This window comes from Exiguobacterium sp. KKBO11, from assembly GCF_001644945.1.
GTDB classification, from domain to species: Bacteria; Bacillota; Bacilli; order Exiguobacteriales; family Exiguobacteriaceae; genus Exiguobacterium_A; species Exiguobacterium_A abrahamii.
Genome location: NZ_LUCU01000011.1, coordinates 772,889 through 797,034, shown reverse-complemented (window position 1 = coordinate 797,034; position 24,146 = coordinate 772,889). Strand labels below are relative to the sequence as shown.

Here is a 24,146-nt window from a genome sequence, read left to right as displayed (position 1 = left end):
ATCCTCATTACTCAGGATGGCTGCTTTTTTGAACCTTTCATTCGCCGTATTCATCGTTTGGTGAACAAGGAATGAATGCTGCGAGTGCTTCACCGATTACTTCGACATCCTCTCGCTCAATCGCAAATGTACGAATCAAAACCTCTCCATTCAACACATCCTGTTGATCGAGTAACGCTGACTGACCACCGGTTAAACTGACGACAAGTACTTTCCCGAAGAATTGTCCCGTACAGACGACAGCAAAATCATAGCGGGCGAGTGCAGTCGTCCAGCCGACAAAACGAACCTTATCCATTTCCGATACGTAATACAGCTCCTCTAAGGTAGTCACGGATTCCATGTGCGTCCACCCTCTCCGATTTTTACTCTTTCTTTTCCTTTTTTGAATCAAGACCAAACAAAAAACACCTCATACACGGTCGGCTCCCCGTGTATGAGGTGTTTCGATATTATTTAATGATGTGGATTGGGCTACCGATTGCAACTTCAGCAGTTTCCATTGCGATTTCACCGAGTGATGGGTGTGCATGGATTGTGAGTGCGATATCTTCAGCTGTCATACCAGACTCGATTGCGAGTCCCATTTCAGCGATCATATCAGATGCGCCTGTACCAGCGATTTGCGCGCCGATTAAGAGACCATCTGATTTACGAGTGATCATTTTCAAGAAGCCGTCTGGCTCGTTGAGTGCAAGTGCACGACCATTCGCAGCGTAAGGGAATTTAGACGCGATGTAATCGAGTCCTTCTTCTTTCGCTTGTGCTTCCGTGTAACCGACTGTAGCGAGTTCTGGATCTGTGAAGACGACCGCTGGAATCGCGCTGTAGTCGAGGTATGCAGGGTGTCCTGCAGCTGCTTCAGCAGCAATTTTAGCTTCGAATGAAGCTTTGTGTGCAAGTGGTGGTCCTGGAACGATATCACCGATTGCGTAGATGTTTTCGTTTGAAGTACGGCACTGATCGTCGATTTCGACAAGACCACGGTCGCTGACTTTGACTTCTGCCATTTCAAGACCAAGATCACCAGTGTTCGGACGACGACCGACAGTGACGAGGACGTAGTCCGCTTCAACTGTTTGTGCTTCACCGTTGACTTCGAATGTTACTTTAACGCCATCTTCCGACTCTTCCACACTTTGAGCAAGTGCTTCGTTGTGGATTGTGATGTTACCTTTTTGTTTGAGCTTTTTCTTAACGACTTGCGTCATAGCAGGCTCGAAACCAGAAAGGATATCTTTTGTTCCTTCAAGAATGACGACTTCTGTATCGAAGTTCGCATACGCTGTACCAAGCTCCATCCCGATGTATCCGCCACCGATGACGATGAGTTTTTTCGGGATTTCAGGAAGGTTCAATGCGCCTGTTGAAGAAAGAACGCGTTTTGACCATTTGAAAGCTGGAAGTTCGATTGGAGTCGAACCTGTCGCGATGATACATTTCTTGAATTTGTAAGGAGTCGAAGAATCTTCGTTGATGATACGGACTGTATCTTCTGATTGGAAGTAAGCTTCCCCAACGACAGTCTCGACTTTGTTCCCTTTAAGAAGACCACTAACGCCGCCAGTCAATTTGTTGACGACAGATTGTTTCCAAGATTGAACTTTCGAGAAATCGACAGTTGCATTCTCAGAAGTGATCCCCATATCGCTTGCACCTTTAGCATGCTGGAAGTTATGTCCTGCAGTGATCAAGGCTTTTGATGGGATACATCCAACGTTTAAGCAAACACCGCCGACGTTTTCACGTTCAACGATTGTTACTTTCATACCGAGTTGCGCGCCGCGGATTGCAGCAACGTAACCACCAGGGCCAGCCCCGATTACGAGTAAATCTGTTTCTTGTGCGAATTCACCTACTACCATTGCTTATCCCTCCATGATGAGAAGTTGTGGGTCGTTCAATAGGCGTTTAACTAAGTTAAGCGCGTTTTGTGCAGTTGCACCATCGATGAGACGGTGGTCGAAGCTGAATGAAAGTGCAAGAACTGGTGCAGCAACGATTTCGCCGTTTTTAACGACTGCTTTTTCAGCGATACGGCCGATACCGAGGATTGCAACTTCTGGGTGGTTGATGACTGGTGTGAACCACTGACCGCCAGCAGAACCGATGTTAGTGATCGTGATTGATCCGCCTTTCATCTCTTCGCCAGAAAGTTTACCTTCGCGTGCTTTACCAGCAAGGTCGTTGATGTCGTCAGCGAGTGAGAAGATCGATTTACGATCTGCATCTTTAACGACTGGTACGACAAGACCGTTGTCTGTATCTGCAGCGATACCGATGTTGAAGTAGTTTTTGTAGACGATTTCTTCGTTTACATCGTCGATTGATGCGTTGATTGCTGGATATTTTTTAGCAGCAGCAGTCAATGCTTTTACGACGAACGGAAGGTAAGTCAATTTCGTACCTTGAGCAGCCGCAACTTCTTTGAAGTTTTTACGGAGTGCTACGAGGTTCGTAACATCGACTTCGTCCATGAGTGTTACGTGTGGAGCTGTATGTTTCGAGTTAACCATTGCTTTCGAAATCGCTTTACGGATTCCTTTGATTTTCTCGCGTGTTTCAAGTTCAGGTTGAGCAGCAACGTATGGCTTAACTTCTGTTTTTGGTGCAGAAGCAGCTGCAGCTGGTGCTTTTTCTTCTGTTGCTGGTGCTTCAGAAGTTTGACCACCGTTTGCGAATGCATCGATGTCTTCTTTGACGACACGACCGTTGTCTCCAGAACCTTGGACTTCACGGATGTCGACACCTTTTTCACGTGCATATTTACGGACAGATGGCATCGCGATGACGCGTTCTGATTTATGGATTTGAACCTCGTTTGGTTTGTCTTCCACTTTTTGATCCGTATCTTGAACGTCTTTTGCGTTGTCTTCAGCTTTTGGTTGCTCTGCTTCTTCAGAAGGAGCAGAACCTTCGCCTTCGACTTCGAAAGTGATGAGGACGTCGCCAACGACAGCTACGACACCTTCGTCAACTTTTACTTCTTTAACAGTACCATCAACTGGTGATGGGATTTCAACGACTGCTTTATCGTTTTGTACTTCAAGAAGAACGTCGTCTTCCTTGACAGTGTCGCCCGCTTTTACGAACCACTTTACGATTTCACCTTCATGAATACCCTCACCGATATCCGGCAATTTGAATTCAAATAAACCCATTTGAATATGCCTCCTTTTAGTTCACTCTTCTAGTCGATTGTTATCTGTAAAAACGGAAGCAAGGAGAGAATGAACCCCTCTCCTTATTTTCCGAAATGCTCTTAGAAATTGTAGACAGTTTTGACTTTCTCAACGATATCTTTGTGATCTGGGATCCAGACGTCTTCACCTTGTGCGAATGGGAAGATTGTATCTGGAGCAGCAACACGAAGAATTGGCGCTTCGAGGTCAAGGATTGCACGTTCTTGGATTTCAGTTGCAACCATTGCAGCGATACCCGCTTGTTTTTGTGCTTCTTGAACAACGACGACACGGTTTGTTTTCTTGACAGAAGCAAGAATCGTATCGATGTCGATTGGGCTGATTGTCATCAAGTCGATGATTTCGACGCTGATGTTTTCTTTTTCGAGCTCTTCAGCTGCTTTAAGTGAAGCGTGTACCATCGCACCGTAAGTGACGATTGTTACGTCTGTACCTTCACGTTTAACATCAGCTTTTCCGAGTTCGATCGTGTAATCGCCCTCTGGCACTTCACCGCGGAATGAACGGTAGAGTTTCATGTGCTCGAGGAATACGACTGGGTCGTTGTCGCGGATTGACGCGATCAAAAGACCTTTTGCATCGTAAGGTGTTGAAGGAATGACAACTTTAAGTCCTGGTGACTGAGCCATGAGTCCTTCGAGGTTATCTGCGTGAAGTTCCGGTGTTTTAACACCGCCACCGAATGGTGAACGGATTGTAACAGGTGCACTGTATGTGCCGCCTGAACGGTAACGGAGACGCGCAAGTTGTGCTGCGACTGAATCGAATACTTCGAATACGAATCCGAAGAATTGGATTTCCATGATTGGACGGAATCCTGTCAGACTGAATCCGACAGCAAGACCACCAATACCTGATTCTGCAAGTGGTGTATCGAATACGCGGTCTTCGCCGAGCTCATCTTGAAGACCTTCTGTCGCACGGAATACCCCACCGTTTTTACCGACGTCTTCACCGAACAAGAGAACTTGTTCGTCGCGTTTCATCTCGACGCGCATTGCGTCAGTGATCGCTTGGATCATCGTCATTTGTGCCATGGGTTATTTCGACTCCTTTGCTGTATACTCATCAAGCTGCTCTTGCAGGTTTTGTGGAAGCTTCTCAGCCATCACGTTGATGAAATCTGTAACTTTTTGTTTTGGTTCTTTGTCAGCTTGTGCAAGTGCTTCCTTAACGTCAGCTTTAGCTTGCTCGATGACTTCGTTCTCTTTATCTTCGTTCCAAAGACCTTTTGCTTCCATGAAAGCACGGAAACGGATGAGTGGATCTTGTGCTTGATACTCATCATCCATGTCTTTTGTACGGTAACGTGTTGGATCATCACCAGCGAGTGTGTGTGGTCCGTAACGGTAAGTCAATGTTTCGATCAATGTCGGAACACCGTTGAGTGCTTCAACACGCGCTTGTTTCGTAGCTGCGTATACAGCAAGAACGTCCATACCGTCGACTTGGATACCATTGATACCAGCAGCGACAGCTTTTTGAGCGATTGTTTTCGCCATAGATTGTTTTTCGACAGGTGTCGAGATTGCGAAACGGTTGTTTTGAACGACGAAGATTGCAGGTGCTTTGAAAGCTCCAGCGAAGTTCATACCTTCATAGAAGTCACCTTGTGAAGAACCACCATCACCTGTGTAAGTGATTGCGACTTGTTCTTTACCGCTTTTCTTAAGACCGAGAGCAACACCAGCCGCTTGAACGATCTGCGCACCGATGATGATTTGTGGCATTAAGACGTTAACACCTTCAGGGATCTTACCACCTGTGATGTGACCGCGTGAGAACAAGAATGCTTTGTAAAGTGGGAAGCCATGGAAGACCATTTGTGGAATATCACGGTATCCAGGAAGAATCCAGTCATCTTTATCCAAAGCGAATTGCGTACCGATCATTGACGCTTCTTGTCCAGCTACTGGAGCGTAGAAACCAAGACGTCCTTGACGGTTAAGTGAGATTGCACGTTGGTCCCAGATACGTGTGTATACGAGACGGCGCATTAATTCCGTAAGCTCTTCATCCGAGAGGTCTGGCATAGCGTCTTTATTGACGACTTCACCTTTCTCGTCAAGAATGCGGAACGTTTCAAAGTTTTCTTCCACGTTTTTAAACATGTTTACGTTCATCTTTTCACCTCATCCTTTCACTGCGTTCAGCGAAATATTCCTCTGACTGATTTGCCCACATGACAATAGTGTCCAAAAAACGAAGTCCCGTGTGACTATCCTTTGAACATGTGTCTGTGTACCTATTCAGTTGAGTAAACTGTATTATCATGAATCGACACGTTATAGTGTCTTGTTCATTACGTTACAAGTATAAATCTGTAACACCTTAAAATCAAAGGAAATGTTTTATTTTTTTCGCGTTTCACATTGTGAATTCAATCACAAAACTAGAATATTCCATCTTCTGTATCATTCGATATTTTCCTACTGTGTTAGTTGTCATCATTCCCCACTTTCCTATGCTATACTTTTTGTAGACGAAAGGAGTGTTGTTCATGATCACCATGAATGAAATCGTACGCGAAGACGTTCCTGCTCTTCACGAACGGTCAGTAGAAGTGACCTTCCCTCTCAGCGATGAGGATAAGGAAACGATGCGACTCATGCGCGAGTTCCTCGCCAACAGTCAAGATGATGAAATTGCGAAGAAATACGACTTACGAAGCGGTATTGGACTTGCAGCACCACAAATCGGTGTCAACAAGCGCATGTTCGCGATCCGCTTACCGGATGGTGATGATTTGCTGGAATTTGGTATCTATAATCCAAAAATCATCAGTCATTCCGTCGAGCAGACGTATTTAACGGGCGGCGAAGGATGTTTGTCCGTCGATCGTGAAGTAGAGGGACATGTACCGCGCTATATGCGTATTACCCTAACTGGCATCGATCATAACGGAAATCCTATAAAATTACGTTTAAAAGGGATGAAAGCAATCGTCTGCCAACATGAATACGACCATCTAGATGGCGTCATGTTCTATGATCGGATTGATAAAAAAGAACCGTTCAAGGAATACGGTCCTGCCACGTAATACAAAAATCCTCGTTTCCGTTTTTGGAGACGAGGATTTTTTTGAATCAGACTTCCATGATGATCGGCATGACCATCGGATGACGTTGTGTTTTTTCTGTTAAATACGGTGTGAGCGTATCATTGATGACTTGTTTGATGTCCGTCCATTTCGTATTACGGTTCGCGAGTGATTGATCAAGTGAACGCTTGAGTAGACGTTCAGCATCTTTAATCAAATTACCCGATTCGCGCATGTAGACGAAACCACGCGAGATGATGTCCGGTCCAGAGACGAGACGATTCGTCTTCGAGTCAAGCGTCACGACGACGACGACGAGTCCCTCTTCTGAGAGAATACGGCGATCGCGTAAAACGATGTTTCCGATGTCTCCGATTCCTTTACCATCGACATAAACCGCATTCGCTTGAATCTTTCCAGTGATAGCGGCTGCATTCGCATCTAATGCCAGTACTTCACCGTTATCCATGACGAAACAGTTCTCTTCCGGTACGCCAGCATCCATCGCAAGCGACATATGCTTCTTCAGCATCCGGTATTCCCCGTGAATCGGCATGAAGTATTTCGGATTCAATAGACGTAACATGAGCAACTGCTCTTGTTGACTACCGTGACCTGATGTATGGATATCATTCAGTTTACCGTACATGACATCTGCGCCAGCTTTATATAGCTGATTGATCGTCTTTCCGACAGAAACGACGTTTCCTGGGATTGGGGACGAAGAGAAGATGACGAGATCATCCGGAATGATCGAGATTTGACGATGTGTTCCGTTTGCGATACGGCTAAGTGCAGCCATTGGTTCTCCTTGTGAACCGGTACAAAGGATCGTCAACTCATTTGATTTATAACGTTTCATCTCGTTCGGTTCGATGATCGTACCCTTCGGCGCTTTGATGAAATCAAGTTCTTGACCAATCATCATGACCTTGTCCATGCTACGTCCGAAGACGACGATTTTCCGTCCTGCTTCTACAGAAGCATTGACGACTTGTTGCAGACGATAGATGTTCGAGGCAAACGTCGCGAAGATGATCCGTCCTTCCGCTTTACGGAAGATGTCTGAGATCGTTTCCCCAACGACACGTTCACTCATCGTAAACCCTTCCACTTCTGCATTCGTAGAGTCCGATAGAAGACACAATACGCCTTCTTTACCGAGTTCAGCCATTTTCGCTAAATCAGCTGGCTCTCCGACTGGCGTGAAATCGAACTTGAAGTCCCCTGTATGAACGATGTTCCCTTGTGGTGTTTTGACGACGACACCGAACGAATTCGGAATCGAGTGTGTCGTACGGAAGAACGAGATGCTTGTCTTCCGGAACTTGATGACCGAATCTTCATCGATCTCATGCAGTTCCGCGTTGCGAAGCAAACCATGCTCTTCTAACTTCACCTTGATGAGACCCATCGCAATCTTCCCAGCATAAATCGGTAAGTTCACTTGTTTAAGCAAGAAAGGCAGACCACCAATGTGATCTTCATGACCGTGTGTAATGAAGACGCCTTTGACCTTATCCTTGTTCTTGATCAAGTACGTGTAATCTGGAATGACATAGTCGATTCCAAGTAATTCATCTTCTGGGAACATGACACCCGCGTCAATGACGATGATCTCATCTTGGAATTGAACGACATACGTGTTCTTCCCGATTTCCCCGAGTCCACCGAGTGCGAAAACGGCGGCCTGATGGTTTTTGACGAACTTCATTCGAACGTCGCAACCTTGAAATCAGGATGTTGTTGTTCGTATGTCAAAAATTCTCCGCTGACTTCGCGGATGAACTCGATGTTGATATCTTTGAGGTGGTCAATCGTTGATCGCACGTCACGAATGCTTTCCCCTTCTACATACATTGTTTCTGTCCGTTCACGAACAGGTGCTTCCGAACGAAGCGGTTGGTAAAATACTTTAAAAATCATGCCTAGCAACTCCTTATCAGTACATTGTTTTTTGTCCTTAGTACAGTATACACGATACACAGACTATTTTTCATCCTTATTCCGCATGTTCCCCTCAGGCAACACGCTTTTGGTTATGCTATACTTTCACATGAACAGGTCATTTCGACCAATTAAAAAGAGAAGGTGAAACCATGGCAAATCAGAAAGTCGTCTTTTTCGATATCGACGGAACCTTATTGCATGATGGTCATTTTGTTCCGGAATCAACAAAACAGGCAATTCGTAAGCTTCAAGAAAATGGTGTCTATGTAGCCCTTGCAACTGGACGCGGACCTGCGATGTTGTCTGGAATCCGTGAACTACTCAACATCGATACGATTATCGGCTATAACGGGCAAATCGTCGTTCATCAAAATGAAATCATCTACAAACGTCCACAACCTAAGACGGATTTAACGCATTTAACGCAACAAGCGAAAGAAAACGGGCATACACTCGTTTATCTTGGCGAAACAAAAGGCTTCACGACGAAATCAAATGACACGCATGTAGTAGATTCGCTCGGCGAACTCGACATGCCATTACCGATTCACGATGAAGAAGCTTTCTTATCGCATGATGTTTTCCAAACGCTCGTCTACTGTACGGCCGAAGAAGAAGCGGATTATGTTAAACGGTATGACGCATTCGATTTCATTCGTTGGCACCCACACGCAATGGATGTCATCAATGTCGGTTCCTCGAAAGCAGAAGGGATCAAACAATTCCTGAAATTGACGAATATTCGCCGCGAAGATACCTTTGCATTCGGTGATGCTTTAAACGATTTAGAGATGCTCCGCTACGTTGGAACGGGTATTGCAATGGGCAACGGGCTTCCAGAAACGAAAGCTGCCGCTGACTATGTCACGAAACCAATCCTTGAGGACGGTATCGCACACGGATTAAAAGAATTCCAACTCATTTAATTAAGTAAATGTAAAGCTGAGGCGCGCCTCAGCTTTTTTAGTTCTTCACTTTATGAATCGCACGCTCTAGACGGTCGAGATCCTCATTTTCACCAATGACGACGAGATAGTCCCCTTTTTCAATCATTTCATCAGCTTGTAGAGAAATCAGAACGTTTTCTCCACGTTTAATGGCGACGACGTTCGCTCCGTATTTGCTTCGTAGATCAAGGTCGATCAATGTTTGTTTTGCCATCCGGTCACTGACTTTAATTTCAACGATCGAAAATTCTTGAGATAAGTCGAGATAGTCAAGAATATTTGAACTCATTAAACCATTTGCAATCCGGACTCCCATATCTCGTTCGGGGTGAACGATGAAGTCTGCTCCGATTTTTCGTAATACCTTTTCGTGGTAATCGTTCGTCGCTTTAACGGTGATCGATTGTACCCCAAGCTCTTTTAAGATCAATGTCGTCAAGATGGATGCTTGAATATTTTCCCCGATAGCAACGATGACATGATCGAAGTTTCGGATTCCTAGACTTTTTAAGACATTCTCATCCGTTGTGTCCGCGATGACGGAATGCGTCGCAATTCCCATGAATTCATTGACGCGCTCCTCGTCGGAGTCAATCGCTAAGACATCGTAGCCATTTTTCGATAATTCGCGGACAATCGAGCCACCAAAGCGCCCTAGTCCAATTACTGCAAACTCTCCATTCATTTTCACAACTCTCCTTCACAATCGCTCTTCCTTAGTAGTGTACCCGATTCAATTTAAAAATACTATAAACGCCCCTGCGATTCGCAGAGGCGTTTATTCATCCATTATTTTGAGGATTTCCCACGTACATAATCGTTATCGAACAAGAAGAGTCGTAAAATCAAGTACAACGCCGGAATCAAGAGTAAGAGTCCGAAGATGAAGACAACGACGAGTGCGGAAGCCATTGTTTCGTTAACGACCGCTTTGTTGATATCGATATATGGATACAAGATGTATGGTAAGTGCGTATAACCGTAACCAAACCATGCCACTCCATACTGTAACATGACCGCGACGAAAGCAATTCCGTAATTCTTCTTCATGTAGACGAGTGTCACCGCAACGAGGAAGAAGATGAAACTAGCAGCGAACCACCACCAGTTCCCGTTTAAGATGTTCTCATAGTGCCATGCCGCTTGATTTTTCAATCCAAAGAAGACGAGTGCACAGACAAGAATCGTCGGGCCACTCCAGAAGAGTGCCCATTTACGAATTAGCGGAGTAGCCCCTTCATCCTTCGCTTTATCTGCGTAGAACAAGAGGAACATCGCACTGATATAGAGGACGGATACGATAGCGAGTGCTACGACCGACCAAGAGTAAAAGTTCGTAAATAATTTTGTTCCTAAAAACTCAACCGTTTCATTCGTTTTACGAATGAACCCACCTTGACTGATTGTCAATGTCGTTGACATCGCCGCCGGAATCAATAGACCAGTTGCTCCATATAAGAACGTATAGAACATACTGTCGTTCGATCCATAATTAGCAAATGCATAGAAGCTACCACGAATCGCAATCAATACGAGAACGATCGAGGCTGGCACGAGTAGTGCCGTACCGAAATAGTAAGCGGTATCCGGGAAGAACCCGACTAGTCCGACGAAGAAGAATACGAAGAAGACATTCGTTACCTCCCACACTGGTGAGAGATAACGAAGAATCAATCGATTCGTTAAATGATCCCGCTTCGTATATTTTGAATAAAAGGCGTAAAATCCAGCACCGAAGTCAATTGAGGCAACGATGAGATATCCGTACAGGAAAGTCCAGAGGACCGTAATTCCTAGTGTTTGAACGTCCAAATCGTTCCCTCCTTACTTGTTATCATCCACGAACATAGCTTCCCCACGTGCGTGGTGGTTTTCAGCAAGTTCTTGAAGTTCTTTTCCAACCGGGTTTTTCTTGAACATCCGTAATAATACGACTGTACAAATCGTACCGAGCATCAAGTACAAGGCACTGAATAGAATCAACATCGGGCCGACGGCAGTTGATGTCGTCGCCGCATCTGCTGTCCGCATGATGCCGTAAAGTGTCCAAGGTTGGCGACCAATTTCAGCATACATCCAACCTGCTTCAATGGAAATCATCGCCAGAGGTCCACCGATGAAGACACCTCTTAAAATCCATTTGTTATAAGGATTTAATTTTTTCAAACGGAATGCCAAGATGAACAAGGCAGAGATGGCAGCCAAATACATACCAATCGAAACCATGATATCGAAGAAATAGTGAACGATCAGCGGTGCTTGATCTTCTTTTGCGAACTCATTTAGACCAATGACTTCTGTATCTGGAGCTCCACCCGCAAGGATCGAGAGTGCATATGGGATTTTGACGGCTCCCTTGATTTCATAACTGCCGTCTTCTTGCTGATCAAGTATCCCACCAAAGATCAATTCTGCTTCACTTGTCGTTTCAAAATGCCATTCAGCAGCCGCGAGTTTCTCTGGCTGATATTTCGCCAAGTATTTCCCTGAGAAGTCCCCGACAAGTGCAGTCGAGAAGGCAAAAATTAATCCAGCCATAACCGTTAAGCGAAGTGCTTTTTTGTGATACGCTGTTTCCGCTGCTGAGAGTGTTTTTTTGCGGAGTAAGTGGAACGCCGCGATTGCCGCCAAGATGAAGGCGACTGTCAAATAAGCCGATACGATGACGTGTGTTGCTTTTGTAGGTGTTGCTGTATTGAACATTGCTTTTAATGGTTCAATTTGCGTTAGCGTTCCGTTGACGATCTTAAATCCTTCTGGTGAGTTCATGAAGGAGTTAACCGTCGTAATGAAGAATGCTGATGCTGTCGCACCGATGACGACTGGAATCCCGATCAACCAGTGTAACCATGGGTTTTTGAATCGATCCCATGTATACAGGTAAATACCGAGGAAAATCGCTTCAAAGAAGAATGCGAATGTTTCCATGAACAGTGGTAATGCGATCGTTTGACCAGCCACTTGCATGAGTGACGGCCAAAGTAGTGATAATTGCAATCCGATGGCCGTCCCTGTCACGACACCGACTGCGACGGTAACGACGTATCCACGCGTCCACCGTCTTGCTAATAAAATATAATCCGGATCTTTGCGTTTCAGACCGATGAATTCAGCTGCGAGTACCATGAGCGGTACCCCGACACCAATCGTCGCGAATATAATGTGAAACGCTAATGTGAGCCCTGTCAACAATCGACTGAGCAATACGGGATCATTGAACATGTATATAGCCCCCTCTTCCTAAAACATACTTCTCTATATGGTCTATAACCGTATCATAGAGAACATAACCCTTTATGTCTGTTTATAATGTTTGATGTAACAAATTGTTCACATGTGCACGTGATTTTTTTCACAAAATGTTCGAAAACTCCTATTCTTACATATATAAAAAGCTTTCCCATTCTTGATTTCGAAAGGGAAAGCTTAATGTCCTTCATTATTTCATAAAACTTTTTAAACATATTCTCGGAAATAATGATCGAGTAAATCAATCACAAATGGAATCGCAGATTCATCCGGATTCAAGGTTGGTTGATGAAGTCCAGATGTCGGATTGTCGACTCCAAGCCAAAACATCATCCCTGGAATTTCCTTCAACATGAATCCGAAGTCTTCTCCTGTCATTGCTGCATCACATTCAATGTAGTTCGCATTCATTTTGACGAATGATGAAAATTTATCAACGATGTGTCGGTCATTGACGACCTCGTAATAACGATTTCCGAATTGCAGATCAATCTTGACGCCAAAGGAAGCTTCGATTCCTCGAATGATGTCACGAACGCGTCGTTCCAGTTTTTCCATGTCTTCCCCATTGAGCGCGCGCATCGTACCGTCAAGAACTGCTCTACCGGCGATGACGTTTTCTCGAATCCCGGCATCGACCTTTCCGATCGTGATGACGCTACAGTTCATCGGATTGATGGATCGGCTGACGATTGTTTGCAATTGCATGATTAAGGCTGCTTGCGCGACGACCGTATCAATCGTCAAATGAGGAAAGGCCGCGTGACCACTTTGACCATAGATCGTGATATGGACTTCTCGAGCACTCGCGAACAAGACGCCGGGACGGCTTGCAATCGTACCGACTGGATACTCCGGTGCGACGTGAAGACCATACATCTCACTTGGACGATATTTTTCAAACAACGGACTTTTAATCATCGGTTCTGCCCCGCCCGGACCTTCTTCCGCTGGTTGGAATAAAAAGACGACATCATCCATGACCGGCAATTCAATGATTCGTTTCATCAATCCCAACGCAATCGACGTGTGCATATCGTGACCACAGGCATGCATGAAGCCTGGATGTTCCGAGCAAAACGGAAGACCTGTCGCTTCTTCAATCGGTAACCCATCAATGTCTGCCCGGTATCCAATCGTCCGATTCCCAGTCAATCCTTTCACTCGAACGAAAACACCCGTTTCAAACGTGTCATACGTGACACGATCTGGTGGATAGGCACGAATTTGTTCCAATATAAAAGCTTGCGTCTTAAATTCCTTGAACCCTGGTTCTGGTATTTTATGAAGCGCGCGCCGCATTTCAATGGCGTATTCCATCTGACTGACTTCCTCCTTCTTCTTTTACGATGTCCCAAAATGCTTGAACTTGTTTTAGTTCAAGCATCGATTCCGTAGACAAAATCCATGTATCTCGCTTTAATATCTTTCCGGACGATGTTTTTAACGGAAGCTGCATGACTTCATTTGATTGTTGGATCGTCGACTCGGGTAAAATCGCAAATCCAATTCCATGTAGAGCCATCTGCTTACATGTCTCGATTTGATCGACGACCAGCGTCCGAGATGGTGGACTTGCGAACCGATCTTGCCACCATTCTAAAATTTCTTGATAGTACGTTGAATCACTCTTGAACTGGATGAATGGTCGATCCGTCACGCGTAACTGTTCGATTGACGTCAACTCACTATCGACTAAATAGAGCGGATCCGAGAAAAGACGTTCTTTAACACCTTTCCAGTCCGGGTTTCCACGAATGATCCCGATATGAAAATGTTCCTCTAACATATGACGCATCATCTCACTGGACCATCCCGTGACAAGCTGAACACGGACATGCGGATAACGCTCAACGAATCGTTTCAAGACACGCGGGAGCCAGTATTGCCCCATGATGGAAGCGACGGCAATCCGAAGCGTCCCATAAACGGCACCCTCTTCTGCCGTCAATTCACTTTTTAACTCAAGTTCCTTCCGATTCATCTCTTTTGCGAGACCGATTACTTTTTCTCCTTGTGGTGTGATGCTTAACCCACGCGATGAACGAATGAATAACTTTGTTCCCCAGCGTCTTTCAATCGCAACGAGACGTTGACTAAGTGCAGGTTGCGAGACGAATAATCGTTCAGCAGCGCGCCTCATATTCAATTCTTCCGATAAGGTGATCAACATTTCCATTTCCGACACTTGCAATGTGAGATTCGACTCCTCATGATATAAGATGGCATTAGTTTAACACGTTAGAAAGGACGATACATATGACACGCTATCATTTTATGTTCATCATCTCAACGATTGCAACGCTTGGCAGTCTCTATTTCAGTGAAATTCGTGGATTCATCCCTTGCCCTCTCTGTTGGTGGCAACGACTATTCATGTATACGACTGCCTTTTATTTGCTCATCTCGCTATTCCGGTCGAAAACGATTGATCCACTCTTCGTCCGCCTGTATGTGCTTGCCGGCTTTGGTGTCGCCTTGTACCACGTCATCCTTGAGCGCTTACCCGATGGCGAAGCGTTATGTACAAGCGGCTGTCTCGTCAAGTGGGTCAACTACTTTGGTTTCTTGACGATCCCGATGATGAGTCTCATTGCCTTCACATTACTTTTGATTCTAGCGTTCTATCCAGCACGTTCGAACAATGAAGCATAAGATGGGGCTGACTCAAAAGTCAGTCTCTACAAAGATAAGGATGGCAGAATGATAATCTGCCATCCTTATCTCGTAACAAAAAGAATGACGCGTCACACGCTACTCCTACAGGAACAAGCGCATTTATGCGCTGTCAGAGACGAACAAGACCTGAGGAAAGAGCGTGAAAAGACGCGTCATTCTTTTTTTGAGTCATCCCCCGTTTGACATCACGTCCAGCGATTGAAGACGCTCACGGCACTTGAGAACGCAAGCTCCGAGAGTTGTCCCGTACCTTCACACCAGTCCCCGACGAAAGCGACACCTGCATGATCCGGAATATGAGTCGCAAGCGGCGCTTGCCCCATTTTCCATTTGATTTCTTGTACGACTGCTCGTTTAATCGTTCGTTCTGCGACGATACGTTGTCGCCAATCTGCAAAATGAACGTCAAGCATCTGTTCGATTCCTGTTCGGACATGTCCAATATATTCAGGATCCTCAAGTCGATCGTGTTCAAGGTAGGCGATTGCTTGAAGAACTTGACCATCCTTCGGTGCAAGACTTGCATCATAATGCGATAAATCCGTGATGAACGCTCGATGCGAACGGTCGTAGATGTATGAATACGGTGTTTGGATATACGGATGAAGTCCAAGATCATACACGAATACTTCTACCGGTTCATGGCTCGCGTACGGTGTAACAAATCGCTGAATGGCAGTGGGGGTCGCTATTTTTAAGATTTCACGCGGTGGTACGGCAAAGATGATCCGTTCGACGTTCCATTCTTGTTTCTTTCGATCACGTACTAAGAATCCTGTCGTAGTCGATTCGACTGCTGTTATTTTTGTTTTTTTCAAGATTTCTCCGTGGTTCTCTAGAATGATCCGTTCCAACTCCTGTACTAACCCTTGCCATCCACCTTCGATGTATGAGACAGGCTTGCGCGTCCGAAAAAGTTTTTGATAATACTCGAAATAGACGTCTGACGGAATTTTTTCGGGTTCTGCCGTAAAAAAGTTCGTTGATGCCAAATCAAGCATCAACTGTGCCACTTGTTCATCGACTCGTTCTGATTTTAACCATTGCCCGATCGATTGTTGCGGATCCCCTCGTTCGACTCGTAAAATCGTTTTAATGATTTCCCATGTGAAACGTACTTTGTTCGTTCCTTCGATGACTTCTGTTTTCAATAATCCCCAGGCATTCGCAGGAACTGCCGTCAAATGACCTGAAAACTCATATTTCGCACGACTCGCTGAGAAATCCAGCCACGTCACTTCAATACCGAGCTGTTTCGTTAGTTTGCGAAGAATCGATTGATCGCGTCCATAAATCGCATGAGCACCGTAATTAAACGTAAATCCTTTTACGGTTTGAGAGGTGGCACGTCCTCCAAGTAATCCCGCATCCCAAAGCGTGACCGGCGTTCCTTGTTTTGCGAATAATGCAGCTGCCGTCAAGCCGGATAACCCTCCACCTATAATCCCAATCGTCATACTCTCGCCTCCTCAATCATCGTTTCTCTTCTTTTCCCATAACAATTGAAGAAGAATCGAAGAACATGAAAAAAGACGTGATTTCACGATTGAAATCACGTCTCCTTATTTTGGATTAGGCTTTCCACCATTCATCGAGTGGTGAGACCGGCATATGATGCTTGTGTCCAACACGTTTATACTGCGTCTCTAACTTTTCTTGACTTGCTTCTGAAATCGTCTTTCCTTCCAAGTAGTCATCGATTTCTTCATACGTCATACCAAGTGCCACTTCGTCTGGTAGTGCCGGACGATTTTCCTCAAGGTCTGCTGTCGGAACTTTTTCAATCAAGACTTCTGGTGCGTTCAAGTAACGTAAGAGTTGTTTCCCTTGCCGTTTATTCAGTCCTGTCAATGGCGTCAAATCACATGCACCATCACCGTGTTTCGTGTAGAATCCCGTCACGAATTCAGCTGCATGATCCGTTCCAACGACTAAACAGCCATAATGAGCGGCTAAATCATATTGGCTTTTCATTCGCTCCCGCGCTTTCGTATTACCTTTACTAAAGTCGGAAAGTTCTGCACTTGTCGCTTCTTTGAACGCCTGCATCGATGCTTCGACTGCTGGTTTGATGTTCACACGAAGCGAATGATCCGGTTGAATGAACGTCAAGGCTGTCTGTGCGTCTGCTTCATCTTGTTGTTCCCCGTAGGGCAAGCGGACCGCATAAAACGCGACATCTTTCCCCTCTTCTTTTCGCAACTCTTCAACAGCCAGTTGGCACAGACGACCGGCGAGCGAAGAATCTTGTCCGCCAGAGATGCCTAATACGAATCCTTTTGCTCCTGTATGCTTGAGATACGCCTTCAAGAAGGCTACCCGCTCGTTTACTTCTTGTGCTGGGTCAATGACAGGTTTTACGCCTGTTACTTGGATGATTTCTTGCTGCATGAATCGCTTCACTCCTTCACATTGTGTTAATCGTCATTTTGAATCAATCATTTGCTGATCCGTCGTTTGTTTCGCACTTGCTCCTTTAAACTGACGGATTGTCGATACGCGAACTTCCGTACTATCACCTAAAGAGGAGATTGGTAATTCAACCGTATACTGTTTCGTTTCGCGTTTCGTGAACGTATCTTTCTCAATCGCTTGCGTGAATACTTGCTCTTTCTCAAAATCATACGTTACGTGTTGTTTCGCATCAATCAATTGAGCCTGAAAACGTTGTGAGGAAGGATACGTCACGTTCACACTGTGATCATTTGGATTCGTTAAAGAAATGTCTAATTGCATCATGTCGTCCTGCTTGGTCGTTTTGACTGCGATCTGAATCGGTTCGTTCGTGGTTGTTGCCTGTTGTTTCTTTTCTTGGCAACCTGCTAAACAAACAGAAAGCAGTAGCAGAATGAAAACGAGACGTTTCATCTCATCCCTCCTTTTATCTTTAATAATTTTATCACAAAAAAAGCGAGAGAGGATTCTCCTCTCTCGCACGTTGATTCGCTTATGCCACAGGTAAAGTCGATGGATTCATCTTGAATGAAAACAATTGCTCTAATCCTGTCGCAAACAGTTCGTCACAAATATCCTCTGCCGCGTTTGCTGGCGCGACTAATGTAATCGTACGACTGTCGATTGTTTCGATCGTTACATATACCCCTGTTTTTGTCCGTTCCTTGTATCCTACTGCTAAATCTGTTTCAGCGAAAAGTAACATATCCCCGATTCTCCCCTTTTCTCATTCATAATGCCCAGCCAAGAGATGACCTACATGATTCGAATTCGTTATTGTAGATTAACTGTACCAAAGGGCAGGAAAAAGAAGAAAATTGTCATTCGACATTTCATTTCAAAACAATATTTCAATCTCATCAGGGATATTTTGGAATGCTTGATTTAGTTGTTAAATGCAAGCGTTTTAATAAGCATTTCCAACACATTTCATTTCGATTTCAAAAAGATGACAACATAATTTTGATTATTTTACCAACGTTTTTAGACAACAGGGAAAATATACCTAGACAATCCATGACTCATTTTGTCGAATGATTCTCTCAAGCAATTATTTTTTAAGTTCTTATGAACTTTCATCTATCATTCGATTCATTTGCTGCCAAACCGTTCCTAGTGCTTCTTCCCCACTTTCGATCCGCGTTAATGCGAGTTCGGCTTGTAGAGCCACTTCATATTCCCGGTCTCGGATTGCTTCACGCAGTCTTGGAATCGACTGTTCCGTTCCGACATCAAACAGGAAGCGAGCAGCTCGCCAGCGTACTAATTTATTTTTATCCGCTAACGCTTCCATCATCATTGGTTCAGCTTCTGGCATCGCCCAATCTGAAATCGTATCGCCTGCTGTCCGGCGAACGATTCCTGACGGATCATGCAGTGCACTCGTCAAATACTCCAACAGTTCTTCACGGTGATCTTCGAACATCCCAAGCTTTACGATCGCTTGACGTCGAATTTGCATCTTCTCGTCCTGTAACAGGCGAGCATAAGCTGGAACCCACTCCATCTCAACAGGTAGTTCATCGAGCGCCGCGAATCGTTCTTTCCAATCGGATGATTGAATCGCTTGACCGCTAAATGTAATATCTTCTCCTGCTGCGAGCGACTTGAGACGTTCGATACGTTCGACTGGATAGGCAATCTCAATCTCATTCGCTACTTCACGCAAGCTTTCGTCAAGATCACCGTATCGAGGTGCTTGTTCCACCCAGCGTCGATCGCTAATGACATTCTGAACGAACGGTTGGACGAATAGCGCTGCTTCCCGGAAACGTTCCGACAGCCCTTCTCGTTTTTCTTCTAATCCTTTCACACCTTTGATTTGCATCGGTACGCCTAAAATGAACTGTACGAACAGATGGACAGGCTCATACTCAGCATCTGTCTCGTGCTGTTCAACGTCATTTAACGTTTCACCGAACGCACGTCGTATATCGATGACAAGCGAGCGCCAATCATATTTCGGATAACGCTCGATCGATAAAAAGTCACTGACCTGATAAACGAACTTAACGCCAGGTATTTCAAGTAATCGCTGAATGTGTTCCGGCGCGCCAAAGGCATGCTCGAATGTCTGCCCCTTTTCCGAAAAGACCTCATCAACGATGACTTTCATGTTATTTGGACTTGGTGTTGGTTCAATCGCTACGATTTTCATGTGTATCCCCTCCACTTCTATCATTTCAGATATCTCATCTGAAATGCAAAGCAAATGCCCTACAGACGTGACTGCAGGGCAAAAACTTACTTGAATGCTTCTTCGATGATTGCAACGAAGGCATCCGGTGTCTCAAGCATCCCCATGTGTCCACTGTCTGTTGACCGATGTATGAGATGATCATTCTTTGGTGCAAATGCACTTTCCTCTGAAATCAGTTGATCTTTCGTGCCGTGAATGATGAGACCCTTCACGCTTGTTTTCGTCAAGACCTTCGTCATATCTCGCCGATCTCGCATCGCAGAGAGCGCACGAATTGCTCCTTCGACCGTCATCATGTATCCAATCTCAAGTGCTTCAGCGACAGCGAACTCATCTGCCCCTTCAGCGAATAAGGATGGAACAAGACCATTGACGAATTCTCTGACACCGACTTCTTCTACGCGCGTGATGTTTTGATTTCGTTTTTGTTTCGCTTGTTCATCATCTGCTTTAGCTGTCGAGTATACAAGACCGTATCCACTGATTTGATCCGCGTACCCTTCAACGATTGCAGCTGTGATGTATCCACCAAAGGAATGTCCGATGATGATCGGCTTGTCGATACCACGTCGATCAAGTTCATGCATGACCCATTCTGCAAAGCCTTCAATCGTATCCGGACCAACATCGAGTCCCTCATGTCCTGGCAAACTTAGTGGTAAGACATCAAAGGAATGTCGTAAATTTGCTTCTACCCGATTAAAATAATCTGTTCCTCCTGTAAATCCATGCAGGAGTACAAGTGTCTGTTTTTCCATTGACTACCTCATCCCTTCCATTCAGATGCGAGCATACGGTACATCGTTAAATCCATGAAACGCCCATGACTGTATGCATAATCTTCTAGTAATCCTTCTGCTTTGAATCCTAATTTTTGAACCAATGCGTTAGAAGCGAGGTTTTCAGGTGCGACGAGGGCGCTGATTCGATGGAGAGCAAATTCTTCAAAGCCATATGTCAGAACAGCTCTTGCCGCTTCCGAGGCGACACCACGTTGCCAATAGTCTTGACTGACTTCAAAACCAATTTCAGCCCGATGGTATTGGGACAGCCAGTTATGAAAACCGATCGTACCGATCAATTGATTCGTTTGTGCATCAGCAATTGCCCAGCGAATCGCTTTACCTTGCGTGAACTGTTCTTTAAAGTAACTGATGACATTTTTAGCTTCATAGACCGTCACGAGCGGATCTGATCCGTAATAGTACATGACTTTATCGTCCGATAGGATTTTAAACAATTCGCGTGCGTCACGGTTTTCGAGCTCACGTAATATGAAGCGCTCGGTCCGCAATTCCGGGAAAGGCTTTCGCAAGCCCCACATGCTCCATCACCTCTCTTTATGCTTCTCTATGTAGTATGCCCGTTTTCAGAAGTAAATATCCTTTCAGGCAATTCGAAGTTTTGCTACTATTAAATTATGAAGTAGTTAGTCATGGAAAGGAAGCGAAGTGGTATGTCGAGTGCGTTACTTTACTTATATGAGGACGAGGAAAATCAACGATTAACGATGTCAGGAGTACATTTCTCTGATTTCGCTGCAGCCGTCGATTTGAAACGTCCTTTACTCATTTCAGGAAGTGATTTCAAACAGACGAAACAATCGTTTCGAACGATGCTTCATTACATCGAATCGCATGAGATCGAACAGTTTTCACAATCAACGGATGTCCAGCGTCATCCTTTGACTGCTATTGATATTCGATCTTCCCATTCGCTCGATGTATTGACGGATGTCGAAATCGCGGAGTTATTGTTTTTAATGCATATGAAACGAGGGACACCTCTTCCTTTCCTTGACTCGATCGAGAATGAACTGGTCTATTTTAGCGAACACGATGGTCTTCATGCTTCTGTTTACTTGAAGGATTGGTCACGAGTAGAACAACTTATCTCCGATCTCGTACAACGGAAATTTCGTCAGCACGCACGATCCGTCGCCTCGATCGCCTTAACGGCTGAAATCATGATTCATATCCGTCATCTCCTCAAAGAAGGAGTATTGATTGATTTCGAAAGTGCCAAACGGTCTGTTTTCTCAAGAAATATCACGATTCCCGTATATGTAGCAGGACGCTACGAAGATATGAGCGTATTACATGAAGATTTTGAAGCGGAGAAAGAATCGATCCTTCGACGAGGAACGCTTGTTTGTCGCAAAAAGAAATGGAGTTTTGAGTTAGATTGACCTTTAGCATCTTTTTCTTTTAGAAAAGGATGCTTTTGTTCTATTTGAATTTCGCATGACGATTCCCTCTCAAAAGGTATTCCTATCCATATGACAATATTGTTAAAAAATTTTTCGAATTTTCACATAAAATAAGACTAGCATCTTGTGAAGACTTCGCTATAATGAGGATAACCTTTTCAAGATAGAAGTTAGACCCGGTTTTTTATAGGGATAGTACTGGAATCAGCAGAAGGAGGAATTCAATATGGATCAGTTAAAAGTGAACGGAATTGGCTCATTCACGAAATTTGCGACAAATGGGAACATCCTGAAATTAAAGGATGCGACACTCGGTGAAGTGAAATTGTCGCTGAATGAGGCGAGTTCAATGACCATCGCCCCTGTCGATGAAGAAAATGGACTTTTCATCATTAAAGGGCAACAGCAGGAATCGCTTGTTGAACTGACGTTACCACGTCAATCCTGTGAGGTCGTTCACGCTTGGCTCCTCCATAAATTGAAACGTCACAAAAAAACGCGCTCGATTGCAACGAGCTGATGTGTAATATATAACGTCTTGGGTAGATACCTCATCTCTCCTCAAGGCGTTATTTGTTTTCAAAAATTCGGTGGTGAATTTTCAGAAAATATTGTTTTATTAATTTCTTCATGTTATCCTTAGAAAAATTCAAACAGGAGGTTTTAAACATGACACACGCAACGCTCATCCAAAAACGACTGATTGTGATTAAGAGTAGGGACTGAAGATTCATTTCTCGTTTGAGAAAATGAAGATCCAGGCCCTTTTCGTCATTTCGACAAGGCGTCTGAGCAAACGACGCCTATCCACAAACTTAGTGGATGAGGCTTTTTTTATGAAATTAGGATGAATGGAGGACAACACATGTTTAAGACAAAAGATACATTTGCTTTAGGATTTATGATTTTTGCTTTATTTTTCGGTGCGGGTAACCTAATCTTCCCACCGGAACTCGGTGCGCTTGCGGGTTCACAGTTCCTTCCTGCCATCCTTGGTTTTATCGTAACGGGTGTCGGTCTTCCTTTGCTCGGCTTACTTGCAGTTGCCTCTATCGGAGGTGGCATCAAAACACTTGCTGCACCACTCCCTCGTTTTGTAGGTGCTGCCTTGACGTTCGCACTCTATGTTGCGATCGGTCCCTTTTTCGGAATTCCGCGAACATCGGTTGTCACGTATGAGCTCGGAGTCGTACCATTCCTTGGTGCTCCCTCACAAATGACGTTGATCATCTCATCGAGTCTCTTTTTCCTTGCCACACTTTATCTTGTACTACGACCAGGAAAATTACTTGAGATCATCGGGCGTTTCATCACACCATTATTACTGATTGCTCTTGCTGCATTAAGCATCAGTAGCATCATTTCGCCACTTTCGAGTGTCGCTTCACCAAACGAAGCGTATGAGACGACTGGACAGGCATTCATTCAAGGTTTCCTTCAAGGATACTTAACGCTTGATGCACTCGGCGCCTTGGTATTTGGTGTCGTCGTACTGCATACATTGAAAAGTCGAGGCGTTCATGAACGAAAAGCACAATTTAAAGTCGTTACTCGTGCCGGAATCATCGCTGCCACTGCTTTGACTCTCGTCTATGTCGGACTTGGAATGATCGGACGTAACACATTTGCCGCCATCGGAAAAGTTGATGGTCCAGCACTTCTTCAGCATTATGCAAATACTGCCTTCGGCTCAATCGGTTTAGCTGTACTTGGTCTTGCAATTCTGCTTGCATGTTTGACGACATCAGTTGGTCTCGTCACCGCATTTGCAGAATATATGATGACGATTTCCAACCGTGTATCTTTAAAAGCGGCAAGTATCTTCACGACTGCTCTTGGTCTTACGGTATCGATCGTCGGATTGCAGACATTGCTATCCATCGCCGTTCCGGTATTGATGTTCCTTTATCCAATCGTCATCGTCTTGATCGCTTTGACATTCATGCGTCATCTGTTCCGTCGTAAGTCGGTCGTTTATCAATCAACTCTTGGTGTAACGATTTTCTTCTCATTCTGTAGTGCGTTGAATCAACTTTCGCTTTTCCCGGGAAATCTTAAAACGTTCTATCAATCCTTGCCTTTAGTGGATCAAAGTTTAGAATGGTTATTCCCAACACTCATCGCCTTCGGTATCAGTTCATGGTTTGGACACGTTTCCAGTGCTTCTATCACACAAAAACGCGCTAGCTAGTGATTCCGCTTTCATCGCTATGGT

The 24,146-nt window shown here is 44.7% G+C and carries 25 protein-coding genes; 6 read left to right on the top strand and 19 right to left on the bottom strand.

Going from position 1 to position 24,146, the window contains the following annotated elements; all coding sequences use genetic code 11:
- Positions 1 to 37 precede the first annotated feature (37 nt).
- From AYO36_RS04145 to pdhA, 5 genes are all read right to left on the bottom strand, one after another.
- Positions 38 to 343: an SAV0927 family protein gene (locus tag AYO36_RS04145; RefSeq protein WP_064299599.1), complete on the bottom strand. Its 306-nt coding sequence runs from the start codon at positions 341 to 343 to the stop codon at positions 38 to 40.
- A gap of 109 nt (positions 344 to 452) precedes the next feature.
- Positions 453 to 1,865, bottom strand: a complete 1,413-nt coding sequence (lpdA, locus tag AYO36_RS04140; RefSeq protein WP_064299598.1) for a dihydrolipoyl dehydrogenase — start codon at positions 1,863 to 1,865, stop codon at positions 453 to 455.
- Positions 1,866 to 1,868: 3 nt separating this feature from the next.
- Positions 1,869 to 3,161, bottom strand: a complete 1,293-nt coding sequence (locus tag AYO36_RS04135; protein WP_023468850.1) for a dihydrolipoamide acetyltransferase family protein — start codon at positions 3,159 to 3,161, stop codon at positions 1,869 to 1,871.
- 101 nt (positions 3,162 to 3,262) lie between these two features.
- A complete protein-coding gene (locus AYO36_RS04130; RefSeq protein WP_023468851.1) occupies positions 3,263 to 4,240 on the bottom strand; it encodes an alpha-ketoacid dehydrogenase subunit beta in 978 nt (325 codons plus the stop codon).
- Between the two features lie 3 nt (positions 4,241 to 4,243).
- Positions 4,244 to 5,326 (bottom strand): pyruvate dehydrogenase (acetyl-transferring) E1 component subunit alpha, encoded by a 1,083-nt coding sequence (gene pdhA / locus AYO36_RS04125; RefSeq protein WP_064299597.1) that lies wholly within the window; start codon positions 5,324 to 5,326, stop codon positions 4,244 to 4,246.
- A 377-nt stretch (positions 5,327 to 5,703) separates the two neighbouring features.
- On the opposite strand from pdhA, the gene def reads away from it, so the two are divergent.
- Positions 5,704 to 6,243 (top strand): peptide deformylase, encoded by a 540-nt coding sequence (gene def, locus AYO36_RS04120; protein ID WP_029342180.1) that lies wholly within the window; start codon positions 5,704 to 5,706, stop codon positions 6,241 to 6,243.
- Between the two features lie 46 nt (positions 6,244 to 6,289).
- Here the strand turns inward: def and rnjA are convergent, their stop codons facing one another.
- Together rnjA and AYO36_RS04110 are read right to left on the bottom strand one after the other, a co-directional pair.
- Positions 6,290 to 7,957: a ribonuclease J1 gene (gene rnjA, locus AYO36_RS04115; protein WP_035396693.1), complete on the bottom strand. Its 1,668-nt coding sequence runs from the start codon at positions 7,955 to 7,957 to the stop codon at positions 6,290 to 6,292.
- Entirely contained in the window at positions 7,954 to 8,169 is a 216-nt protein-coding gene (locus tag AYO36_RS04110; RefSeq protein WP_023468855.1) for a DNA-dependent RNA polymerase subunit epsilon, read from the bottom strand. The genes rnjA and AYO36_RS04110 overlap by 4 nt, the downstream gene beginning before the upstream one ends.
- A gap of 173 nt (positions 8,170 to 8,342) precedes the next feature.
- Between AYO36_RS04110 and AYO36_RS04105 the strand changes: the two genes are divergently transcribed.
- Positions 8,343 to 9,119 (top strand): Cof-type HAD-IIB family hydrolase, encoded by a 777-nt coding sequence (locus AYO36_RS04105; RefSeq protein WP_064299596.1) that lies wholly within the window; start codon positions 8,343 to 8,345, stop codon positions 9,117 to 9,119.
- Positions 9,120 to 9,156: 37 nt separating this feature from the next.
- Here the strand turns inward: AYO36_RS04105 and AYO36_RS04100 are convergent, their stop codons facing one another.
- The 5 genes from AYO36_RS04100 to AYO36_RS04080 form a co-directional block, all read right to left on the bottom strand.
- Positions 9,157 to 9,825: a potassium channel family protein gene (locus AYO36_RS04100; RefSeq protein ID WP_023468857.1), complete on the bottom strand. Its 669-nt coding sequence runs from the start codon at positions 9,823 to 9,825 to the stop codon at positions 9,157 to 9,159.
- 104 nt (positions 9,826 to 9,929) lie between these two features.
- Complete coding sequence (locus tag AYO36_RS04095; protein WP_023468858.1) at positions 9,930 to 10,952, bottom strand: cytochrome d ubiquinol oxidase subunit II; 1,023 nt, start codon at positions 10,950 to 10,952, stop codon at positions 9,930 to 9,932.
- Between the two features lie 12 nt (positions 10,953 to 10,964).
- Positions 10,965 to 12,362 carry a cytochrome ubiquinol oxidase subunit I gene (locus AYO36_RS04090; protein WP_023468859.1) on the bottom strand — a complete coding sequence of 466 codons (1,398 nt, stop codon included), beginning with the start codon at positions 12,360 to 12,362 and terminating at the stop codon, positions 10,965 to 10,967.
- A 234-nt stretch (positions 12,363 to 12,596) separates the two neighbouring features.
- Complete coding sequence (locus AYO36_RS04085) at positions 12,597 to 13,709, bottom strand: N-acetyldiaminopimelate deacetylase (protein WP_023468860.1); 1,113 nt, start codon at positions 13,707 to 13,709, stop codon at positions 12,597 to 12,599.
- Positions 13,693 to 14,583 carry a transcriptional regulator CcpC gene (locus AYO36_RS04080; protein WP_029342184.1) on the bottom strand — a complete coding sequence of 297 codons (891 nt, stop codon included), beginning with the start codon at positions 14,581 to 14,583 and terminating at the stop codon, positions 13,693 to 13,695. Before AYO36_RS04080 ends, AYO36_RS04085 begins: the two co-directional genes overlap by 17 nt.
- A gap of 65 nt (positions 14,584 to 14,648) precedes the next feature.
- On the opposite strand from AYO36_RS04080, the gene AYO36_RS04075 reads away from it, so the two are divergent.
- Positions 14,649 to 15,044: a disulfide bond formation protein B gene (locus AYO36_RS04075; RefSeq protein ID WP_064299595.1), complete on the top strand. Its 396-nt coding sequence runs from the start codon at positions 14,649 to 14,651 to the stop codon at positions 15,042 to 15,044.
- 209 nt (positions 15,045 to 15,253) lie between these two features.
- On the opposite strand, the gene AYO36_RS04070 is transcribed toward AYO36_RS04075, so the two are convergent.
- From AYO36_RS04070 to AYO36_RS04040, 7 genes are all read right to left on the bottom strand, one after another.
- Complete coding sequence (locus tag AYO36_RS04070; RefSeq protein WP_064299594.1) at positions 15,254 to 16,525, bottom strand: FAD-dependent oxidoreductase; 1,272 nt, start codon at positions 16,523 to 16,525, stop codon at positions 15,254 to 15,256.
- A gap of 115 nt (positions 16,526 to 16,640) precedes the next feature.
- A complete protein-coding gene (gene nadE / locus AYO36_RS04065) occupies positions 16,641 to 17,459 on the bottom strand; it encodes an ammonia-dependent NAD(+) synthetase (RefSeq protein ID WP_064299593.1) in 819 nt (272 codons plus the stop codon).
- A 33-nt stretch (positions 17,460 to 17,492) separates the two neighbouring features.
- Positions 17,493 to 17,936: a BsuPI-related putative proteinase inhibitor gene (locus AYO36_RS04060; RefSeq protein WP_064299592.1), complete on the bottom strand. Its 444-nt coding sequence runs from the start codon at positions 17,934 to 17,936 to the stop codon at positions 17,493 to 17,495.
- Between the two features lie 79 nt (positions 17,937 to 18,015).
- Positions 18,016 to 18,228, bottom strand: a complete 213-nt coding sequence (locus tag AYO36_RS04055) for a hypothetical protein (RefSeq protein WP_023468866.1) — start codon at positions 18,226 to 18,228, stop codon at positions 18,016 to 18,018.
- A gap of 360 nt (positions 18,229 to 18,588) precedes the next feature.
- On the bottom strand, positions 18,589 to 19,680 hold the full coding sequence (locus AYO36_RS04050) for a conserved virulence factor C family protein (RefSeq protein WP_050677558.1): 1,092 nt from the start codon (positions 19,678 to 19,680) through the stop codon (positions 18,589 to 18,591).
- A gap of 86 nt (positions 19,681 to 19,766) precedes the next feature.
- Positions 19,767 to 20,480, bottom strand: coding sequence for an alpha/beta fold hydrolase (locus AYO36_RS04045; protein WP_064299591.1), 714 nt, complete (start codon positions 20,478 to 20,480; stop codon positions 19,767 to 19,769).
- Between the two features lie 8 nt (positions 20,481 to 20,488).
- Positions 20,489 to 21,046: a GNAT family N-acetyltransferase gene (locus tag AYO36_RS04040; protein WP_023468869.1), complete on the bottom strand. Its 558-nt coding sequence runs from the start codon at positions 21,044 to 21,046 to the stop codon at positions 20,489 to 20,491.
- Positions 21,047 to 21,178: 132 nt separating this feature from the next.
- On the opposite strand from AYO36_RS04040, the gene AYO36_RS04035 reads away from it, so the two are divergent.
- From AYO36_RS04035 to brnQ, 3 genes are all read left to right on the top strand, one after another.
- Complete coding sequence (locus AYO36_RS04035; RefSeq protein ID WP_064299590.1) at positions 21,179 to 21,910, top strand: hypothetical protein; 732 nt, start codon at positions 21,179 to 21,181, stop codon at positions 21,908 to 21,910.
- A gap of 247 nt (positions 21,911 to 22,157) precedes the next feature.
- The gene (locus AYO36_RS04030) at positions 22,158 to 22,451 is read left to right on the top strand and encodes a hypothetical protein (protein WP_050677561.1); all 294 of its coding nucleotides are present in this window, start codon (positions 22,158 to 22,160) and stop codon (positions 22,449 to 22,451) included.
- Between the two features lie 345 nt (positions 22,452 to 22,796).
- Positions 22,797 to 24,122: a branched-chain amino acid transport system II carrier protein gene (brnQ, locus tag AYO36_RS04025; protein ID WP_064299589.1), complete on the top strand. Its 1,326-nt coding sequence runs from the start codon at positions 22,797 to 22,799 to the stop codon at positions 24,120 to 24,122.
- The last annotated feature ends 24 nt before the right edge of the window (positions 24,123 to 24,146 follow it).

Bases quoted from the DNA above. Each gene is read 5' to 3' on its own strand.
- AYO36_RS04145 (WP_064299599.1), bottom strand. From the start codon at position 343: ATGGAATCCGTGACTACCTTAGAGGAGCTGTATTACGTATCGGAAATG.
- lpdA (WP_064299598.1), bottom strand. From the start codon at position 1,865: ATGGTAGTAGGTGAATTCGCACAAGAAACAGATTTACTCGTAATCGGG.
- AYO36_RS04135 (WP_023468850.1), bottom strand. From the start codon at position 3,161: ATGGGTTTATTTGAATTCAAATTGCCGGATATCGGTGAGGGTATTCAT.
- AYO36_RS04130 (WP_023468851.1), bottom strand. From the start codon at position 4,240: ATGGCACAAATGACGATGATCCAAGCGATCACTGACGCAATGCGCGTC.
- pdhA (WP_064299597.1), bottom strand. From the start codon at position 5,326: ATGAACGTAAACATGTTTAAAAACGTGGAAGAAAACTTTGAAACGTTC.
- def (WP_029342180.1), top strand. From the start codon at position 5,704: ATGATCACCATGAATGAAATCGTACGCGAAGACGTTCCTGCTCTTCAC.
- rnjA (WP_035396693.1), bottom strand. From the start codon at position 7,957: ATGAAGTTCGTCAAAAACCATCAGGCCGCCGTTTTCGCACTCGGTGGA.
- AYO36_RS04110 (WP_023468855.1), bottom strand. From the start codon at position 8,169: ATGATTTTTAAAGTATTTTACCAACCGCTTCGTTCGGAAGCACCTGTT.
- AYO36_RS04105 (WP_064299596.1), top strand. From the start codon at position 8,343: ATGGCAAATCAGAAAGTCGTCTTTTTCGATATCGACGGAACCTTATTG.
- AYO36_RS04100 (WP_023468857.1), bottom strand. From the start codon at position 9,825: ATGAATGGAGAGTTTGCAGTAATTGGACTAGGGCGCTTTGGTGGCTCG.
- AYO36_RS04090 (WP_023468859.1), bottom strand. From the start codon at position 12,362: ATGTTCAATGATCCCGTATTGCTCAGTCGATTGTTGACAGGGCTCACA.
- AYO36_RS04085 (WP_023468860.1), bottom strand. From the start codon at position 13,709: ATGGAATACGCCATTGAAATGCGGCGCGCGCTTCATAAAATACCAGAA.
- AYO36_RS04075 (WP_064299595.1), top strand. From the start codon at position 14,649: ATGACACGCTATCATTTTATGTTCATCATCTCAACGATTGCAACGCTT.
- AYO36_RS04070 (WP_064299594.1), bottom strand. From the start codon at position 16,525: ATGACGATTGGGATTATAGGTGGAGGGTTATCCGGCTTGACGGCAGCT.
- nadE (WP_064299593.1), bottom strand. From the start codon at position 17,459: ATGCAGCAAGAAATCATCCAAGTAACAGGCGTAAAACCTGTCATTGAC.
- AYO36_RS04060 (WP_064299592.1), bottom strand. From the start codon at position 17,936: ATGAAACGTCTCGTTTTCATTCTGCTACTGCTTTCTGTTTGTTTAGCA.
- AYO36_RS04055 (WP_023468866.1), bottom strand. From the start codon at position 18,228: ATGTTACTTTTCGCTGAAACAGATTTAGCAGTAGGATACAAGGAACGG.
- AYO36_RS04050 (WP_050677558.1), bottom strand. From the start codon at position 19,680: ATGAAAATCGTAGCGATTGAACCAACACCAAGTCCAAATAACATGAAA.
- AYO36_RS04045 (WP_064299591.1), bottom strand. From the start codon at position 20,480: ATGGAAAAACAGACACTTGTACTCCTGCATGGATTTACAGGAGGAACA.
- AYO36_RS04040 (WP_023468869.1), bottom strand. From the start codon at position 21,046: ATGTGGGGCTTGCGAAAGCCTTTCCCGGAATTGCGGACCGAGCGCTTC.
- AYO36_RS04035 (WP_064299590.1), top strand. From the start codon at position 21,179: ATGTCGAGTGCGTTACTTTACTTATATGAGGACGAGGAAAATCAACGA.
- AYO36_RS04030 (WP_050677561.1), top strand. From the start codon at position 22,158: ATGGATCAGTTAAAAGTGAACGGAATTGGCTCATTCACGAAATTTGCG.
- brnQ (WP_064299589.1), top strand. From the start codon at position 22,797: ATGTTTAAGACAAAAGATACATTTGCTTTAGGATTTATGATTTTTGCT.